General features: G+C 67.6%; 13 protein-coding genes. 3 read left to right on the plus strand and 10 right to left on the minus strand.

All coding sequences use genetic code 11. The features are described from left to right. Positions 1–39 precede the first annotated feature (39 nt). Positions 40–801, plus strand: a complete 762-nt coding sequence (locus P0M04_RS03825) for a DeoR/GlpR family DNA-binding transcription regulator (protein WP_259448682.1) — start codon at positions 40–42, stop codon at positions 799–801. On the opposite strand, the gene P0M04_RS03830 is transcribed toward P0M04_RS03825, so the two are convergent. Continuing rightward, a complete protein-coding gene (locus P0M04_RS03830) occupies positions 798–1,331 on the minus strand; it encodes a hypothetical protein (protein ID WP_259448681.1) in 534 nt (177 codons plus the stop codon). The two genes, P0M04_RS03825 and P0M04_RS03830, sit on opposite strands and share 4 nt — an antisense overlap. A gap of 101 nt (positions 1,332–1,432) precedes the next feature. Beyond that, positions 1,433–1,852, minus strand: a complete 420-nt coding sequence (locus tag P0M04_RS03835) for a DnaJ-like protein C-terminal domain-containing protein (protein ID WP_259448680.1) — start codon at positions 1,850–1,852, stop codon at positions 1,433–1,435. A gap of 137 nt (positions 1,853–1,989) precedes the next feature. Here P0M04_RS03835 and P0M04_RS03840 point away from each other — a divergent pair, with 137 nt between their 5' ends. Continuing rightward, a complete protein-coding gene (locus P0M04_RS03840) occupies positions 1,990–2,541 on the plus strand; it encodes a DUF488 domain-containing protein (protein WP_259448679.1) in 552 nt (183 codons plus the stop codon). Here the strand turns inward: P0M04_RS03840 and P0M04_RS03845 are convergent. Then, positions 2,538–3,875 carry an MBL fold metallo-hydrolase gene (locus P0M04_RS03845; RefSeq protein WP_259448678.1) on the minus strand — a complete coding sequence of 446 codons (1,338 nt, stop codon included), beginning with the start codon at positions 3,873–3,875 and terminating at the stop codon, positions 2,538–2,540. The genes P0M04_RS03840 and P0M04_RS03845 overlap by 4 nt on opposite strands. After that, on the minus strand, positions 3,875–4,102 hold the full coding sequence (locus P0M04_RS03850) for a hypothetical protein (RefSeq protein ID WP_259448677.1): 228 nt from the start codon (positions 4,100–4,102) through the stop codon (positions 3,875–3,877). Before P0M04_RS03850 ends, P0M04_RS03845 begins: the two co-directional genes overlap by 1 nt. Before the next feature lie 165 nt (positions 4,103–4,267). On the opposite strand from P0M04_RS03850, the gene P0M04_RS03855 reads away from it, so the two are divergent. Continuing rightward, positions 4,268–7,204: a polysaccharide lyase family 8 super-sandwich domain-containing protein gene (locus P0M04_RS03855; RefSeq protein ID WP_259448676.1), complete on the plus strand. Its 2,937-nt coding sequence runs from the start codon at positions 4,268–4,270 to the stop codon at positions 7,202–7,204. On the opposite strand, the gene P0M04_RS03860 is transcribed toward P0M04_RS03855, so the two are convergent. The 6 genes from P0M04_RS03860 to P0M04_RS03885 all read right to left on the minus strand — a co-directional run bounded on the left by P0M04_RS03860 (position 7,205) and on the right by P0M04_RS03885 (position 17,023). Beyond that, positions 7,205–8,020, minus strand: a complete 816-nt coding sequence (locus P0M04_RS03860; protein WP_259448675.1) for an NHL repeat-containing protein — start codon at positions 8,018–8,020, stop codon at positions 7,205–7,207. Next, positions 8,017–9,096, minus strand: a complete 1,080-nt coding sequence (locus P0M04_RS03865; protein ID WP_259448674.1) for an ABC transporter ATP-binding protein — start codon at positions 9,094–9,096, stop codon at positions 8,017–8,019. The genes P0M04_RS03860 and P0M04_RS03865 overlap by 4 nt, the downstream gene beginning before the upstream one ends. Before the next feature lie 11 nt (positions 9,097–9,107). Beyond that, a complete protein-coding gene (locus P0M04_RS03870; protein ID WP_259448673.1) occupies positions 9,108–11,144 on the minus strand; it encodes a phosphocholine-specific phospholipase C in 2,037 nt (678 codons plus the stop codon). Beyond that, entirely contained in the window at positions 11,141–12,895 is a 1,755-nt protein-coding gene (locus tag P0M04_RS03875) for a glycoside hydrolase family 35 protein (protein WP_259448672.1), read from the minus strand. The genes P0M04_RS03870 and P0M04_RS03875 overlap by 4 nt, the downstream gene beginning before the upstream one ends. A gap of 10 nt (positions 12,896–12,905) precedes the next feature. Further along, positions 12,906–15,761 carry a TonB-dependent receptor gene (locus tag P0M04_RS03880; protein WP_259448671.1) on the minus strand — a complete coding sequence of 952 codons (2,856 nt, stop codon included), beginning with the start codon at positions 15,759–15,761 and terminating at the stop codon, positions 12,906–12,908. A gap of 92 nt (positions 15,762–15,853) precedes the next feature. Further along, positions 15,854–17,023 (minus strand): glycoside hydrolase family 88 protein, encoded by a 1,170-nt coding sequence (locus P0M04_RS03885; protein WP_259448670.1) that lies wholly within the window; start codon positions 17,021–17,023, stop codon positions 15,854–15,856. Positions 17,024–17,035: the final 12 nt, after the last annotated feature.

Below are 17,035 nucleotides of genomic sequence, written 5' to 3' on the forward strand. Positions count from 1 at the left end.
TGCAATATCGTGCAAAGTCAAGCACGGCGAAAGGACAGCATGCTGACGAGCCAGCGAAAACAGTATCTGATGGACGTATTGCGGCGCGACGGCCAGATCGTCGCCACGAAGATGAGCGCGGAACTCGGGGTTTCGGAAGACACGGTCCGGCGCGACCTGCGCGAGCTGGCGAAGGAAGGCCTGCTGCAGCGCGTGCACGGCGGCGCCCTGCCCGCCAGCCCGGCGCTGGCGGACTTCGCCACGCGCCACGGCATCGCCACCGACGACAAGGCCGCCATCGGCCGCGCCGCCGCCGCGCTCGTGCAGCCGGGCCAGGTCGTGTTCGTCGACGGCGGCACCACATGCGCGCAACTCGTGCGCGCGCTGCCGCGGCGCCTGGGCGCGACGGTCGTCACGCACAGCCCCTCCATCGCGATGGAGCTGATGGACCATCCGGACATCGAGGTCATCATGCTCGGCGGCCGCCTGTTCCGCCACTCGGCCGTCGGCGTGGGTGCGGCGACGCTGGAAGCCATCGCACAGATCCGCGCCGATACCTATTTCATGGGGGTGACCAGCGTGCATCCGGAGAGCGGGCTGTCGACCGGCGATTACGAAGAGGCCTGCATCAAGCGGGCGCTATGCCATGCGGCGGCGGAGACCGTCGTGCTGGCGTCGTCGGAGAAGCTGGCCACCGCGTCGCCGTATCGCATTGTCGGGCTGTCCGAGATCAGTGGGATGGTGGTGCCGGCGGCGACCGGTGAGGAGGTGTTGCGGCCGTATCGGGAGATGGGGATTGCGTTGACGCTGGCGGCGCACTAGCGGCAGGTCGGCTCCACGTCGTACCCGAGATAATAGTAATAGCTCGCGTAGGGCTTCCTGTCGGCCAGCCGGTGGTAGAGCCGTACCCGCATTCCTTCGCCCGAGTAGCAGGTGCGTACGAAGACCGGGTCGCCGGCCTGCAGGGTGACCTGATACGTGCCGCGGCCTTTCTTCGTCACCGTTTGCATGCCTTCGAAGCCGTAAGCCTGATCCGGCTCGGGTTTCCTTGCTCCGCTGAACTGGACGGTGTGGCTGAAGATGGGTTTGACTTCGTCCGCCACGAACTTGACCGTATCGTCATCTGTTTTGCGCGCGGGCTTGCGGGCCGTGGCCTTGACGCAGCACCCCATGCTGACCCGGTCGACGAGCGCGTACGACAGGTCGCCCTTCGGTGCTCTTTGGGACTCGCTGTACAGGACGGCCTTGCCTGTATCGGCAATGTCGATGAAATAGAACGGGGCGTCGGCCGCGCTCACGATTGAGGAGGCCAGCAGCAGGGACAGGGCAAGAGGCCGGAAAATCGTCATCATGGTGGCACGTTATCATGTCAATGTTGCAACATTCTACACCATGGCAATGGGCGCCTGAGCAGCGCCAAATCGGGACACCACTCAGGCACGGCAACCTTTACTTACCGCCGGCAGCTCAACCGCACCGACTCATTTTCGCGCGCAACGATGCGGACTGCCTCGCTGTCACCGCACCGATACACGATGCGCAGCCGCTTCGGTTCCCCGCGCGCCGGATCGCCGCACAGCTGATTGTCTGCGCGGACGGTGCCGCGATTGCGCTCGACCTGATAGCGCACGGCGCGGCGTGCGTCGCAGGACGCGAAATGCGTGCCGTATTCGGCGTCTTCGACAAATACGCGCCAGCCGCGGCCTTCTCCGCGGCCGCCGCCGGCTTCGCGCAGGCCGGCGGCGTAACCGTCGTCATAGCCGCGGCGGTATTCGGCGCTCTGCGCGAACGCGGACGTGGTGGCGGCGCTCAGGGCCAGGATGGCAGCGATGCGCAGGAGGGGGCGCTTGGTGCCCATCATTTTGAACGTCATTTTTATTCTCCCGAATGAAGTGGATGACTTCATGCTAGCGCGCACGCCAGAAACGCTCTGTTCGGTCGCTGTAAGAGACGTTTCAGTCTGTAAGGAAGCGAGCACCCCGCCCTGCACGGCCGTGCCAGAATGGAGCCATGACACCCGCCCCCGTCTGCACCATCGGCCATTCGAACCGCACGATCGAGGAGTTTATCGGACTGCTCTGGCAGAACGGCATCGCCTGCCTGCTCGACATCCGCACGGTGCCGAAGTCGCGCCACAATCCGCAGTTCGGGCAGGATGAACTCGCGGCGTCGCTGGCCGATGCGGGCATCGAATATCGGTACCTGAAAGGCCTCGGCGGCCTGCGCCGGCCGCTCAAGGATTCGCCGAATGCCGCCTGGCGCAACACGTCGTTCCGCGGCTACGCGGACTACATGCAGACCGACGAATTCGCGGCCAACGTCGACGCGGTCATCGAGCTCGCGCAGACCCGCACCTGCGCGCTGATGTGCGCGGAAGCGGTGCCGTGGCGCTGCCACCGCTCGCTCGTCGCCGATGCGCTGCTGGTGCGCGGTGTGCCCGTCGACGACATCATCGATGCGCGCCAGCGCAAGCCGCACAAGCTGACGCGCTTCGCCCACGTCGAGGGCCTGCGCATCACGTATCCGCCGGAACAACCGGAACTGGACTTCGGGCCAGCCTAGCGGGCCTGCAATCGCCGCAACTGCGCCCGCTGGTAGGCGCCGAAACCCTCGCTGAACAGGCAGCGGACCAGCGGATCCTCGACCACGTCGGCCTGCGCCAGATCGCGCTCCGTGTCCGCATCGAACACCGCATCGTTGATGCGCATGTACAGCGACGTCAGCGACTCGCCCAGTTCCAGCGCCGCGTACAGCTTCACGGCCGGGATGTCGGTGGTCCAGCCCAGTGGCCCGTCTTCGACAGGGTCCGCGCTGCCCGGCGACAGCCGGTAGCGGAAGCGCGTCACCTCGCCCACGTGATCGTAGATCGACAACTGCCAGACGCGCGGGCTGTCGAAATACTCGCTTTCGTCATCGAGCGCGGCGTAGCGGTCGGCCAGATCGATGCGGCAGAAGTCCAGCACGCGCGTCCACTGGTCCGTGGTCAGCGCGGGGAAATGGCGCGCGATGTCGGCCGTGGGCGGTGCATCCGCATTGCCTTCGTAGACGTAGTCGACGTCCTGTGCGCCGACGGGGATGACCCAGTCCAGCGGCGGCGCGGGACGGAACCCGTCCGCATCCAGCACCATCGACACCGACGGATCCATGCGCACGACCTGCGCGTGCGGCAGCACCGCCCCCACCTCGTCCGTGAAACGGGCATACGAGATCGGAAAGAAGGCGCGGTTGTACCACGACCAGGGTTCGAGCTGGAACTGGCAGGAACTCGGCACGACGAAGCGCGGGTCCAGCGCTTGCAACTGATCCAGCCACTCCTCCGGCAGCGCGGGCGGCGCGGGCGTGGCCCGCGATGGGGCCAGCACCTCGATCTCGCGCATGGGCTGGAACGGAAACAGCACGAGGTCCCACGGCTTCTCGGCAACGAGGCGCGCGAGCGCCGCATCGTCTATCCACGAGTCGACCACGTTCAGGACGTTCAGCCCGGCGGCGCGAACCTGGAACATCGAATCGACCTCGGCATCCATCGCTTCGCGCGGCACGACCTGGAACGGGCCGACGTCCACCGGCACGTTCAGCTGCAGCGCGTGCACGTTCGTGAAACCCAGCTCGCGCACCATGTCGAACAGCTCGTCGAACAGGCAGTAGATGTACAGCGGCGTCGCGCGGTCCAGCAGGTCCAGGCTCTCGAGCGAGCAGTGGTCGTCGTGGAAGTGCGAGATGAAGACGGCGTCGAAGCGCTGGCGCCGGATCAGCGCTTCGTCGAAGCGCACGTCCGGGAACGCGTGGCAGTTGCGGCTGAACGGGTTTTCGAAGATGGTGTCGAAAGCGATGCGGGTGCCTTCGCATGCGAACACGTAGCCCGCATGCAGGATCCGCGATACCGTCAGCGCGGCCATTAATCCAACCGCTTCAGGCGCTGCCCCAGGATACCCCAGCGGCAATCGACGCCGTCCAGCTGCGCGCACAGCGCCCAGCCCGTGCCGATCTTCTCGACCGTGACGGGGGTCTCGATTTCCTTGGCCAGCTTCTCGGCCCAGCCGCGCGCGGCACCCTGGCCCTTGAACAGTTCATTGCCTTCGTAGATGACGGTGGCGTCGAAAACTGGCGTGGCGAATATGGTCATGGTGTCCTCCGGTTGATGCAGACCGCTATCCTACCATTCCGCCGTATCACGCCATAACACATCCACGTCCGATTTAAAAAAATCATGGCCGGGCACGCATACCGCTCGGCTATCATTTGAGGGCGACATTCCGTTAACGTTAACACAAACGATGGAGACCACGCCATGCCAACCCGAGTTCCCCTCCTGCTGCTGGCCGCTGCCCTGAGCGCCTGCGGCGGCGCCACGCAGGACGACGCCGCCGCACCCGCGCAACTGTCGATGTCCGGCGGCGGCCACCTGGAAGCCGCCACCGCCGACGAATACGACACGCTGCGCGCCAAATGGAGCCTGCAACTGACCGGCGGCAGCACCGTGAACACGGCGGATCCCGACATCGCCGCGCAGATCGCGACCCTCACAAACACGGCCCAGGGCTATTGGGACACGCTGCAGACGGCATCTGGCCGCACTTACCTGTGGAGCGACCTCGCCACGTGGACGAAGTCGACGACGGTCACGCAGACCTATAGCCGCCTGCTCGCGATGGCGCTGGCATATTCGACGACGGGCTCCTCGCTGCAGGGGAACGCTTCGCTGCGCGCGGCGATCCTGTCGGGACTGGACTGGATGAACGCGAACCACTACGGCAGCGGCATCGCGAAATACGACAACTGGTGGGACTGGGAGATCGGCTCGCCCCAGGCGCTGAACGACATCACGGTGCTGATGTACGGCCAGCTCTCCGCCACGCAGATCGCCAACCACGTCGCCGCCGTCGATTACTACGTGCCCGATCCGACGAAGCGCACCGGCACGACACTCGTCGAGACGGGCGCCAACCGGCTGGACAAGGCGGCGGTCGTCGCGCTGCGCGGCGTGGTCGGCAAGTCGACCACGAAGATCGCGCAGGGCCGCGACGCCATCAGCCAGGCCCTCCTCTATGTCACGAGCGGCGACGGCTTTTATGCGGACGGTTCGTTCATCCAGCACACGAACGTCGCCTACACCGGCAGCTACGGCCTCGTGCTGGTGGCCGACATCGCGCGCCTGTACTACCTGCTGAACGGCTCCACGTGGGCGGTCACCGATGCCAACGCCGGCAATGTCTACGACTGGTATGCGAACGGCTACAAGCCGCTGGTCTACCAGGGCGCCATGATGGATGCGATGCGCGGGCGCGCGATCTCGCGCCAGGCGTCGACGGACCATGACGCGGGCCGCTCGCTGACGGTGTCGCTGTCCCGCCTCGCGAAAGGCGCGCCGGCCGCCAACGCCGCCGCGATCAACAGCACGGTCAAGCACTGGATGCAGCGCGACACCACGTTCGCGAACTACTACACGGGCCTTAGTCTCTACGACATCGCCAATCTGAAAGGCATCGTGGCGGACAGCGGCATCACGCCCGATCCGGAGCAGATCCAGACGCACGTCTTCGCCAGCATGGACCGCGCGCTGCACAGCTACGCCGGCTATTCGAGCATGGTGTCGCTGTTCTCGACGCGTGTCGCGGCCTTCGAATACGGCAACGGCGAGAACCTCAAGGGCTGGTGGACGGGCGCCGGCATGACCTATGTGTACAACAACGACCTCAAACAGTTCTCCGGCGATTACTGGCCCACGGTGAATCAGGCACGCCTGCCCGGCACGACGACGGACGGCTCGGGCAGCGGCACGCCGGCCAGCTTCGGCAACTACCCGAACACGTACAGCTGGGCGGGCGGTTCGGAAGTCGACAACCTGCACGCGACAGCCGGCCTGCAGTTCTCGATGTCCAAGGTGACCGGCTCCACCTTGCAGGGCAAGAAGTCGTGGTTCCTGTTCGGCGACAAGATCATCGCACTGGGCTCCGGCATCGGGAACACGGATGGCCGCACGGTCGAGACCATCGTCGAGAACCGCAAGCTGACCGCGGCCGGCAACAACGCATTGACGGTGAACGGCCTGTCGATGCCGACGACGAGCGGCTGGTCCGCCACGACGACCAGCGTGCAATGGGCGCACCTGGCGGGCAACGTGAGCGGTGCCGACATCGGCTACTGGTTCCCCGCTCCTGTGAACCTGTCCGGCCTGCGCGAGACCCGCAGCGGCAGCTGGCAGCAGGTCAACACGGGCGGCGCCGCCACGACGGTGACGAACACCTTCCTCAGCCTCGCGCTGAACCATGGCGCGGGCCCGACGAACGCCTCGTACGCGTACGTGATCCTGCCCAACTACACGGCGGCGCGCACGGCATCGTTCGCCGCCAGCCCGACGGTCGCCATCCTCGAGAACAGCCTTGACGCGCATGCCGCCCGCGACACGGCAGCCGGCGTCACGGGCGTCAACTTCTGGAACGATGCGACGAAGACCGTCAACGACGCGGCCGGCGCTTACCTGACGAGCAACCGCAAGGCCTCCGTCACCGTGCGCGACACGGGGTCGGAGCTGCACATCGGCGTTGCCGATCCGACACAGGCCAACACGGGCACGATCAACCTCGAGCTCAATCGCAGCGCGTGGCAGGTGATCAGCAAGGACCCGGCCGTGACGGTGACGCAGCTGTACCCGACGATCAAGCTGATCGTGAATGTCAACGCGTCGGCCGGCCGCACCTACGCCGTGCGGCTGGCGGAAGGCACGACGGTGGCGCTGGCGCCCGTCGCCGACGCCTACGTGCAGGACGGCGCCTCGGCCGGCACCAGCTTCGGCACGGCGAACACGCTCGTCGTCAAGAACGATGGCGTGGGCTACGCGCGCCAGGCCGCGCTGAAGTTCGACGTGTCCGGCATCACCGGCACGATCGCGGGCGCGACCCTGGCGATGGTGCCGACGAGCGTGGGTGCCGTGAACACGTTCAGCAACCGCGTGTCGCTGCTCGCCTCGGATACCTGGACGGAGACGGGGCTCACGTGGAACACGATGCCGGCCGTGTCGTCCGTGCTCGGCACGTGGGTCGTCGGCGCGGCTGGGCAAGCTGTCATGCTGGACGTGACGTCGGCCGTCACGCTTGCTGCGGGCGGCGATAAACTGGTGTCGCTGAAGGTCGATTCACCAACGAACGTCGGCGCGAACGGGTGGGTGAATTACGGCTCGCGCGAGGCAGCGGCGAACCGGCCGGTGTTGTACGTCGTGGTCCACTGATCAGAGCACGAGGATCCCCTGCAACGACGAGATGCGCATGGGATCCGACCACGTGTCCAGCAGTGTGCCGTCCGCATCGAACACGAGCAGCTGCCGCCCCTTGTGCCCATTGTCCGGCCCATGTCCCTGCCAGTTGGCCACGGCGATGCGGCCGTCGTCCAGCACCTGGAACGTCGCGTAGAAGAACGGCGCGACGGTCTCCGTCACCGCGTCCCTGCCGCCGAACGTGTGCACGAGACGTCCGTCCGCGTCGAAGCGCGCCATGAACGCACCGTAGCCCGCGGCGACGAGTGTCGCCCCGTCGGCCAGCCGCTCCGCCTTCCACGCATGTTCGAACCCCGGCGCGGCCAGCCGGCGCCGCGGCCGCAGCGCCGCATCCGTTTCGAGAATGTGGTCGTTGGTGCACAGCAGGTAGCCATCGCCCGCGGGCCGCATCAGGCGGACATAGTCGCCGTCACGGCGGGCGGTCGCGATCACGCGCAGGTCGGCGTCCAGCGTCAGCACGTCGATGCTGTTGTCGCCGCCGTCCAGGTTCATGCCCGTGACGAGCGTCGTGCCGTCGTCGAGCCGGCGCACGGCCGTCACGCCCGTCCAGCGGTCGCACGTGCGGACGATCTCTCCGCTGCCGGTGTCGATCTCGAAAAAGCCGCGTTCGAAGCCGACGAGGACGCGGCCCGGTCCGATACGCTGCAGATCGCGGGCCAGCGGAAAGTCGGCGAGGTCGCGCTGCCAGCCGAAGGCCGGGTCTTGCGTGTCGACCAGGTGCAGGCGCTGGCGGCCTTCGTCGATGGCGAGGAAGCGCAAGGCGAGCGTCATGGTGCCGACCCTCCGATGTTGGCTCCGCTGTCCATGTCGAACAGGTGGATGCGCGCAGGTTCCGGCGCCACCTTCACGCGCTGCCCCGGCGCCACCTGCACGTGCGGCGCCAGGCGCGCGACGATGGCCTGGCTGCCGACCTGCAGGCCGACCATCGTGTCCGCGCCGAGCGCCTCGACGACGTCGACGACCGCCTCGATGCCGTGGCCCGCGAGCGCCAGGTGCTCGGGCCGGATGCCGGCGGCCACCAGCTTGCCCTCGAACGCCGCTGCATGGGCGGCCAGCGCGGCCGGCAGCGGCAACGCGAAGCCGTCGCCGACCAGCGTCCGGTCGGACAGCCGGCCTTCGAGGAAGCCCATCGCGGGCGAGCCGATGAAGCTGGCGACGAAGCGGTTGGCCGGATGCTCGTACAGTTCGAGCGGACTGGCCACCTGCTGGATGTCGCCATCTTTCATGACGACGATGCGGTCGCCCATCGTCATCGCTTCGACCTGGTCGTGCGTGACATAGACCGTCGTCACGCCGAGCTTGCGGTGCAGCCGCGTGATCGATGCGCGCATCTCCACGCGCAGCTTGGCGTCCAGGTTGGACAGCGGTTCGTCCATCAGGAACGCATGCGGCTTGCGCACGATGGCGCGGCCCAGCGCCACGCGCTGGCGCTGGCCGCCGGACAGTTCCTTCGGCTTGCGGTCCAGCAGTGCGTCGAGGTGCAGCATGCGCGCTGCCTCGTCGACGCGCTCGGCGATCTGCCCTTTCGGCACCTTGTCGAGCTTTAAGGCGAACCCCATGTTTTCGCGCACCGTCATGTGCGGGTACAGCGCATAGTTCTGGAAGACCATCGCGATGTCGCGCTCCTTCGGCTGCAGGTCGTTGACGACGCGCCCGCCGATCTGCAGGCTGCCGTCGGAAATCTCTTCCAGGCCCGCGATCATGCGCAAGGTGGTCGACTTGCCGCAGCCGGACGGGCCGACAAAGACGACGAATTCGCCGTCGCGGATGTGCAGGTTGAAATCCTTCACGGCGTGGTAGCCGTTGTCGTAGAACTTGCGTACGTGTTGCAATTGGATGTCGGCCATGCTGGCTCCTGCTACCAGGGTTGAGTGGATGCGAGCGTCATCGCGGGATCGCTGGTGCCGTCGTAGCCCGTCTCGATGCGGCCGGCGAAGCGCCAGGCGGCGTCGCCGCTGCGCACGACGGCGTCGTACCACGGGCCGGGCAGCGCGACGCGTTCGACGGCGCCAGGCGCAAGACGAAAGGCACGGGGCGACGGATCGGCATACGCGAGCATCGCCAGCGTCGCTTCGTGCGGGACATCGGTGCCGTTGCGCAGTTCGAGTACGAGGCGGTCGCCGTCGCGCATCGCACGCACGGCGATGGCCGGCACGCCGCTGCCGCGCAGGCCACGATGAAAGCCGTTCGGGCCGAGGATCCACAGGTCGTAGGCCCCGGCCGGCGGCGCTTTCACCGGGACGGCACTCGCGACGACCGGCGGCGCGGTCCACACGTCGGCCAGCTGCTTGCCCGCCTCCACCGTGTAGCGGCGCGGGATGCGGCCGAGCCGCAAACGGTCGTAGACGTGGAACACGGCGCCGGCCGCGCCCGCGTTGGCGAAAGCGAGCGCGATGCCGTCCGCGCGCGGTTCGGCCAGCACTTCGAGGTAGTAAGGCAGCGCACGCGACGGCCGCGTGCCCGGTTCCTGGCGCGGCGCCGCCTGCGCGGTCTCCGCCGGCACCTCGATCGCGGGCGTGGCGCGCTGGCGCAGCCGTTCCGCGTCGGCCTGCGCCTTGCCGTAGACCGGCAGGCGCGGGGTGGACGCATCGGGCGACGCGAAGTCGAAGCAGCTCGTCAGGTCGCCGCACACGGCACGGCGCCAGGCGCTGATGTTCGGCTCCATGACGCCGAAGCGGGACTCGAGGAAGCGCAGGATCGACGTGTGGTCGAACACCTGCGAGTTCACCCAGCCGCCCTTGCTCCACGGGGACATCACGAGCATCGGCACGCGCGGGCCGAGGCCGTAAAGCTTGCCGTCGCGGTGACACTCGGCGCCGCAGTCGACGGTCGATTTGCCGGCGCGCGTACCGTCCTGCGCGAACGCGGGCGGCGCCGGCGGCGGCACGTGGTCGAAGAAGGCGTCGTTCTCGTCGTACATCTGCAGGAACACGGTGCCGCTCCAGACGTCCGGGTCCGCGAGCAGCGCTTCCAGCACCTGCAGGGTGTAGGCGCCGCCCTGCACGGGCGTGGACGGTCCGGGATGCTCGCAGTACAGGCGCGGCGGGATGATCCAGCTGACCTGCGGCAGGCGGCCGTTCACCACGTCGTCGCGCAGCGCGTCCAGCGTGGCGTCGCGCAGGGTCGTCGACAGCCCCTTGTCCGCCAGCGGATGCGGGCGTGCCGCATGCGCCGCGCGGAAGGCCTTGAACGTCTCCAGCATGTTGCAGCCGTAGTTGTCCGCCATGTCGTTGTAGACCCTCCAGCTCACGCCCGCCGCTTCCAGGCGCTCCGCGTACGTGCTCCAGGTAAAACCCTGCTCGACGGGACCGAAGCCTTCCATGCGGTTGTCGATGGCCGAGCCATTCGTCCCCGTCATCATGAACAGACGGTTGGGATTCGTGCCGCCCTGCAGCGAGCAATGGTAGGCGTCGCACAGCGTGAACGCGTCGGCCAGCGCGAACTGCACGGGCAGCTCGGCGCGCGTGTAATAGGCCATCGACGCATCCGTCTTGGCGCGCGGCCATGCGTTCAGGCGGCCGTCGTCCCACGCGGCCTGCGCGTCCGGCCACGTGTGTGGCAGGTCGAGCACGGGCTGGGCGTTGCCGGCGCCGGCATCGAGCCGATACGGCATCACGATGCGGCGGCCGTTGTGCTGCTGCCAGACCGTGCGCCCGTCGCGCACGGGAATCGTCATGCGGTCGCCGAAGCCGCGCACGCCCGCCAGCGTGCCGAAGTAATGGTCGAACGAGCGGTTTTCCTGCATCAGGATGACGACGTGGCGCACGTCCGCGATGCTGCCGCTCTTGCGCTGCGCCGGAACAGCCAGCGCCTCACGCAGCAGCGGCGGCATCGCACTCAGGACGCTCGCGGCGGTAGCGCTCCCGAGGAAGCGGCGGCGTGAAAGACTGGTCATGCGTCTCCCCTGTCCGCATGCAGCGCCGCCGTGCGGCACACGCTGCCATGCTGTTCGAACACGATCAATTCGTTGCTGCCCTGCCTGAGCAGCGGCGCCGGCACGTACAGGCGGCGCTGCGGGCCGCGTTCCCAGTAGCGGCCAAGATTGAAGCCGTTCAACCACGCGACGCCCTTCGTCCAGCCGGACAGGTCGAGGAAGCAGTCGCCCGGTGCCGCCACGTCGAATGCCGCGCGGTGAAAGCCCGGCCGGTCCGTCGGCCGGCCGTCGTACGCACCGAACTCCAGCACGTCCAGGTCGCGCAGCGGCAGCGGGACCATCTCCCAGTGATACAGCTTGTTGATGCCGAGCCTGACCCAGCCCAGCAAGCCCTTGCGGTCCTGCAGGTCCGGGCCGTAGTTCACGCGCCCCTGGTTCTCGACGAGCAGTTCGATGATGCAGGGGCCGCCCGGCAGGTCGACGTCGATGGCGAACGGCCCGTCGCGTTCGAGCACGCCGACGGGAACGCCGTCGACGAACACCTGCGCGCGGTCGTGCACACGCTCGGCCGACAGCCGGACAAGGCCGGTCGGATGGCGCGTCCGTGTGCGGTACAACGTGTAGCCATACGACTGGCCCAGCGCTTCCATCGACCGCGGCGCGGCCGCTTCGACGATCGTGCCCAGCCGGGCGACGTTGTCCGCCAGCGCCGCGTAGGCCGTGAAGCGGATGGGACCAAGGTCGAGCCGCGGCACTGGCGCCGGCAACGCCAGCGGCGGCAGGTCGACGTACTTGCCGATCACCTTGCGGAACCCGTGGTACTTCGCCGTCGGCTCGCCGTTCTCGCTCAGCGGCGCGTCGTAGTCGTACGAGTGCACCGTCGGCTGATAGCGGCGCGTCTCCAGGTCCGTGTTCGCGCCGTTCATGAAGCCGAAGCTCGTCCCGCCGTGGAACATGTAGACGTTGACGGAGGCGCCCGCCGCCATGATCTCGTCCAGCGCGGCCGCGGCGTCAATCGCATCGCGCGTGTGGTGCGGCTCGCCCCAGTGGTCGAACCAGCCGTTCCAGAACTCCATGCACATCAGCGGCGCATCCGGCTGGTAGCGGCGCAGTGTCGCGAACTCCTCCGTCGCACGCGAACCGAAGTTCGCCGTCTTCCACACGCCGTCCAGCGTGCCGTGCGTGAGCATGTGGTCCGTCGCGCCGTCGGACGTGAACAGCAGCGTCTCGACGCCCAGTTCCACCATCAGGTCGCGCAGCCAGGCCAGATATGCCTGGTCGCTGCCGTAGCTGCCGTACTCGTTCTCGACCTGCATCGCGATCACGGGGCCGCCGCGCTGGATCTGCAGCGGCAGCAGCCGTGGCAGCAGCGCCTCGTAGAACCGCCGCACGGCCGCCAGGTAAGGCGGATAACAGCAGCGCACCTCCATGTCCGGATCGGCCAGCAGCCACGCGGGCAGGCCGCCGAATTCCCATTCCGCGCAGATGAACGGACCCGGACGCACGATCACGTACAGGCCGAGCGCCTGCGCCGTCTCGACGAAGCGGACCAGGTCCGCCATGCCGTCGAAGTCGAATGCGCCCGGCCGCGGCTCGTGCACGTTCCACGCAACGTAGGTCTCGACGGTGTTCAGGCCCATCGCCCGCAGCTTGCGCAGCCGGTCCTCCCAGTACGCGGGCGGGATGCGGAAGTAGTGCAACGCGCCGGACAGGATCCGGAATGGCCGCCCGTCCAGCAGGAAGCCGCTGCCCTCGATACGAAAATCACCCATGTCCGGCCTTTCAATACTTGAAGCGCGCGCCGACGTAGTACTGGCGTCCGCTGCTGTGCAGGGCCGTCGTCGCGGCGAACGGGATGTTCGCGTCGGCGGCGTTGTAGTAACGCAGCGTCGGGTTGTTCAGGTTCAGGCCCTCGAACGTCAGCGTGATCGATTCCGTCAGCGTGTAGTTGAGCGAGGCCGCCACTGTGCCCGACGACGCCGCATAGTTCTGCGACAGGCCGTACAGGCCGGTGCGCGCGGCACCGCGCCACGAGTACACGAGGCGCGCGCTGAACTTGTCGTTCTCGTAGAAGCCGCCCGCCGTGTACGAGTTGCGCGACGCGCCCAGCATCGGCAGGCCGCTCGCCTCCTTGGCGTCGACGTACGTGTAGTTGGCCTGGATGCCGAAGCCGCCCCACACCGGCTGCTCGTAGCCGAATTCGATGCCCTTCGAGCGGCCCGTCGTCATCGTTGGCGAACTGACCACCGTGCTCACGACCTGTGGCCCGCCCAGCGACGCCGGCACGGCCGTGTTGAGCAGCTGCTGCGTCGACGTGCCCGAGCCGACCAGCGCGTCGAAGTCGATGAAGAACAGCTGCGCCGACAACAGGCTGCGCGGCTGGAAGTACCACTCGATGCCGAGGTTGTAGTTGTTCGCGAGGACGGGTCCGAGCTTTGCGTTGCCGCCCGACGCGGTCGACACGGGGTTCACCGCCGGGTTGTAGGCGAAGCTGCTGATGCTGGCGCCGAGCGCGCTGTAGTCCGGACGCGACATCACGCGCGCCGCCGCCGTGCGCAGCACGAGGTCCTTCGTCGCGTCGTAGACGAGGTTAAGGCTGGGCAGCGCCTTCGTGTAGCTGGAATCCGTCGTCAGCGTGTAGAAGTTCCCGAAGCGCGAACCGGTCGTGAGCGTCCCGCCCGGCGGCACGAAGCCGGCGCAGGCCGTCGCCTGGGCCGGGCTGCCGTACGTGATGCCGTTCGTGGCCGACGGCACGCCGCAAGGCAGGCCGGTATTCGTCGTCACGCTCGTTTCCGTCCGCACGAGGCGGACGCCCGCATTGCCGCGCCACCGCTCGCCGCCGAAGCGCGCCATGACGTACGCGGCCTTCACTTTTTCCTTCACGGTGAACACGCCGGACACCGGCTTGTTGAACGCTTCGTTGGCGTTCAGGTTCGCCTGCGACCAGGCGACGACGGCATCCGGCGAGATGTACGGTCCGGTGGCGCCGGTCGCACCCAGGTTGCTGCCGAAGTCGGACGGGAACATCGCGCCGCCCCAGCCGATGACAGGCAGCGACGCGGCCGGCACCTGGCCGTTCTGCGTCGCGTTCTCGGGCAGGCCCGCCTTCAGCGGACGCGTACCCGAGCGCTTGTGATCGGAAGCGCGCACCCCGACTTTGATACTGTTCACGAAGCCGCTCTCGAAGCTGTATTCGGCGTCGAGCTGGCCGTAGTGCTCGCGGTCTTCGCTGTGCTGCAGGCTGTAGCTCTGGTCCGCGCCCGAGTTACCCGGGTTCGACGTCAGGTTCGCGGCCGACACGCCGTTCGGCAGCAGCACCGTCACCGGATCGTTCGGGCCATTGTAGACATAGCCGGTCGCGGTATTCGGCAGGAACGCATAGTTCCAGTACAGGTAAGTGTCGCCCTCGGCCTTCGTGCTGCCGCCGCGGCCCGTCACGCGCAGGGCGTCGTTCACGCGCCATTTGAAGTCGACGTTCTCATAGCCCGTGCGCGACGCGGCGCTCGGGTTCACCTGCGATTCCAGCTGCGTGCCCGTGGCCGCGCCGGTGTTGTCGAATTGCGCGGAGGTGACGGCGCCGTTCGCGACCGTCACGTTCGTCGGGATGATACCGCCGCTGATGGAGTTCGTCGGCCGTACGACGAAGCGGTTGTTCGAATAACTGGCGGCCAGCTTGGAGCGGAAGATGTCGGCATTGATCGTGAAGTCGTCCGTCACCTTGAATTCGACGCCGAGCGAGCCGCCGGTGCGCTTGCGCTCCTGCTGGAACAGGCTCTCGATCACTTCCGACACAAACGGCGTGCCGGCCAATGCGCCGTTGTTTGCCTTGCCGGCACTGGTCGCGGCGCCGATGCGGCCCCACGTGATCTGCTGGCTGTCACGGCGCACGTTGCGCTTCTGGTCGAACACCTGCAGCATGACGCCGGCCGTGCGGTTCGCGTTCGTCCAGTTGAGGAACGCGGCCAGCTGCGGATTCGTCTTGCCTGCGAGATCGGAGTACACGCCCTGCACGCTCGCCTCGGCGGTGAACGGCTTTTTGCTGTCGAGCGGGCGGCGCGTGATGATGTCGACGGCGCCAGCGACGCCGCCCTCGAGCTGGTCGGCTTCCGCGCTCTTGTGCACGACGACCTGGCTGACGATTTCGGAAGGCAACAGCAGGAAGCTGACGCTGCGCGCCGCGCCCGAGCCGCTGGAACCGGCGCCGCCCGCCAACTGGTCGCTCGCGTCCCAGTCGGCCGTCGCGACGGAGTGGCCGTTGATCGTCGTGAGCGACAGGCTGGGGCTCGTGCCGCGCATGCTCACGCGGTCGTTCTCGTCGTAGCCGCCCTGCCCGCCACTGCCGGCCAGCGTGTTCACGCCAGGGAGCTTCTGCAGCGCGTCGGCCACGTTCTTGTCGGGCATCTTGCCCACGTCTTCCGCCGTCACGACTTCGCTCATCGTGTCGTTGTTGCGCTTCTTTTCCAGCGATTTCTGCTTCGACGCGCGGATGCCCGTCACTTCAACCTGCTGGACAGCCGGCCCGTCGTGCGCGGCCTGCGCCGATGCGGCGATGGGTGCGCCGAGGATGGCGCAGGCGACGGCGATCGCCATGGGGTTCAACGGGTGGTGCACATTGTGAGTCTTGTTATTCGTTGCCATCTTCAACTCCTGTCTCCGGTTCCACGATATCACTGCTGTTCAGGGCGCGGTATATCGCGCCCGCCCTTGCGGCCATGCCGCTTTTTGTATAACTACCAATAGCCGGTCGCGCCGTGCAGAACGCGCGCCAATGCCTCCAGGTAGAAGTAATCGCCCCACAAACTCGGTTCGTCGACGCCCTGCCCGTGCGGCTTGCTGTACACGCCGTGCAGCAGCAGCGCATTGCTGGCCGGCGCGCGCGCCGCGCAATGCGTGACGAGGCCGCGCAGCATGTGCAGCGCCGCGTCGCGGTAGCGCCGCCCTGTTTCGTCGTCCAGGTGACCGGCCAGTTCGAGCAGGCCGCACGCGGCGATCGCGCTGGCCGAGCTGTCCCACGGTTCGCCGCTGCCCGGGCCGAATGCGAGATCCCAATACGCGATACCGTTCGGCGGCAGGTGCGCGATGAAGTAGTCGGCCTGGCGCATGGCGACATCCAGCAGGCCCAGGCCCGGCGCGTAGCCATGGTTCAGCGCGAAGCCGTACATGCCCCACGCCTGGCCACGCGCCCAGCAGGAATCGTCGGCCAGGCCCTGCGCCGTGCTGCCGTACAGCGGCGCGCCCGTCTCAGGATCGAAGTGGTACGTATGAAAACTCGAGTCGTCGGGGCGCACGAGGAAGTCGCGCGAGCGCTCCAGGTGGGTCATTGCGGCGTCGCGGTAACGCGCTGCGCCGTTCGCCGCCGCGGCCCAGTGCAGCAGCGGCAGGTTCATCAGGCAGTCGATGATCATGCGGCCGCGCTGGGCCGGGTCGTCGAGGTCGCCCCAGGCCTGGATGATGCCGGCGCGCGGCAGGTAGCGCCGCATCAGGTAGTCGGCGGCTCCCAGCGCGACGGTGCGCGCGTGTGCGTCGCCGCGAATGCGCCACGCGGCCACGCACGACGGCATGTATAAAAAGCCGAGATCGTGGTGATCGATCTGGATGCGCTTTTCCAGGCGCGCCTCGAAGCCGGCCAGGTGCGCGTGGGCCACCGTGCGGAAGGCCGACCGGCCGGTCAGCTCGTGGGCGAGCCACAGCATGCCGGTCCAGAAGCCCGTGGTCCAGCCGGAGTTGGCGCCGTCCGGATAATCGAGCCAGCGGCGCGGCCGGTAGCGGTCATCCGGTGCCGTATCGTCGGGGAAGCGCTGGCCGAATTCGGCCAGCGTGCCTTCCAGCTGGGCCAGGGCCTGGTCCAGCGCGCCGCGGAACAGGTCCCGGTCGGTGGCGTCGAGTTGGAGTGTCGTCATGTAGGTGATGAT

Origin of the sequence: Telluria mixta (assembly GCF_029223865.1) — a bacterium.
GTDB classification, from domain to species: domain Bacteria; phylum Pseudomonadota; class Gammaproteobacteria; order Burkholderiales; family Burkholderiaceae_D; genus Telluria; species Telluria mixta.

Bases quoted from the DNA above. Each gene is read 5' to 3' on its own strand.
- P0M04_RS03880 (WP_259448671.1), bottom strand. From the start codon at position 15,761: ATGGCAACGAATAACAAGACTCACAATGTGCACCACCCGTTGAACCCC.
- P0M04_RS03855 (WP_259448676.1), top strand. From the start codon at position 4,268: ATGCCAACCCGAGTTCCCCTCCTGCTGCTGGCCGCTGCCCTGAGCGCC.
- P0M04_RS03860 (WP_259448675.1), bottom strand. From the start codon at position 8,020: ATGACGCTCGCCTTGCGCTTCCTCGCCATCGACGAAGGCCGCCAGCGC.
- P0M04_RS03840 (WP_259448679.1), top strand. From the start codon at position 1,990: ATGACACCCGCCCCCGTCTGCACCATCGGCCATTCGAACCGCACGATC.
- P0M04_RS03875 (WP_259448672.1), bottom strand. From the start codon at position 12,895: ATGGGTGATTTTCGTATCGAGGGCAGCGGCTTCCTGCTGGACGGGCGG.
- P0M04_RS03885 (WP_259448670.1), bottom strand. From the start codon at position 17,023: ATGACGACACTCCAACTCGACGCCACCGACCGGGACCTGTTCCGCGGC.
- P0M04_RS03835 (WP_259448680.1), bottom strand. From the start codon at position 1,852: ATGACGTTCAAAATGATGGGCACCAAGCGCCCCCTCCTGCGCATCGCT.
- P0M04_RS03865 (WP_259448674.1), bottom strand. From the start codon at position 9,096: ATGGCCGACATCCAATTGCAACACGTACGCAAGTTCTACGACAACGGC.
- P0M04_RS03830 (WP_259448681.1), bottom strand. From the start codon at position 1,331: ATGATGACGATTTTCCGGCCTCTTGCCCTGTCCCTGCTGCTGGCCTCC.
- P0M04_RS03845 (WP_259448678.1), bottom strand. From the start codon at position 3,875: ATGGCCGCGCTGACGGTATCGCGGATCCTGCATGCGGGCTACGTGTTC.
- P0M04_RS03850 (WP_259448677.1), bottom strand. From the start codon at position 4,102: ATGACCATATTCGCCACGCCAGTTTTCGACGCCACCGTCATCTACGAA.
- P0M04_RS03825 (WP_259448682.1), top strand. From the start codon at position 40: ATGCTGACGAGCCAGCGAAAACAGTATCTGATGGACGTATTGCGGCGC.
- P0M04_RS03870 (WP_259448673.1), bottom strand. From the start codon at position 11,144: ATGACCAGTCTTTCACGCCGCCGCTTCCTCGGGAGCGCTACCGCCGCG.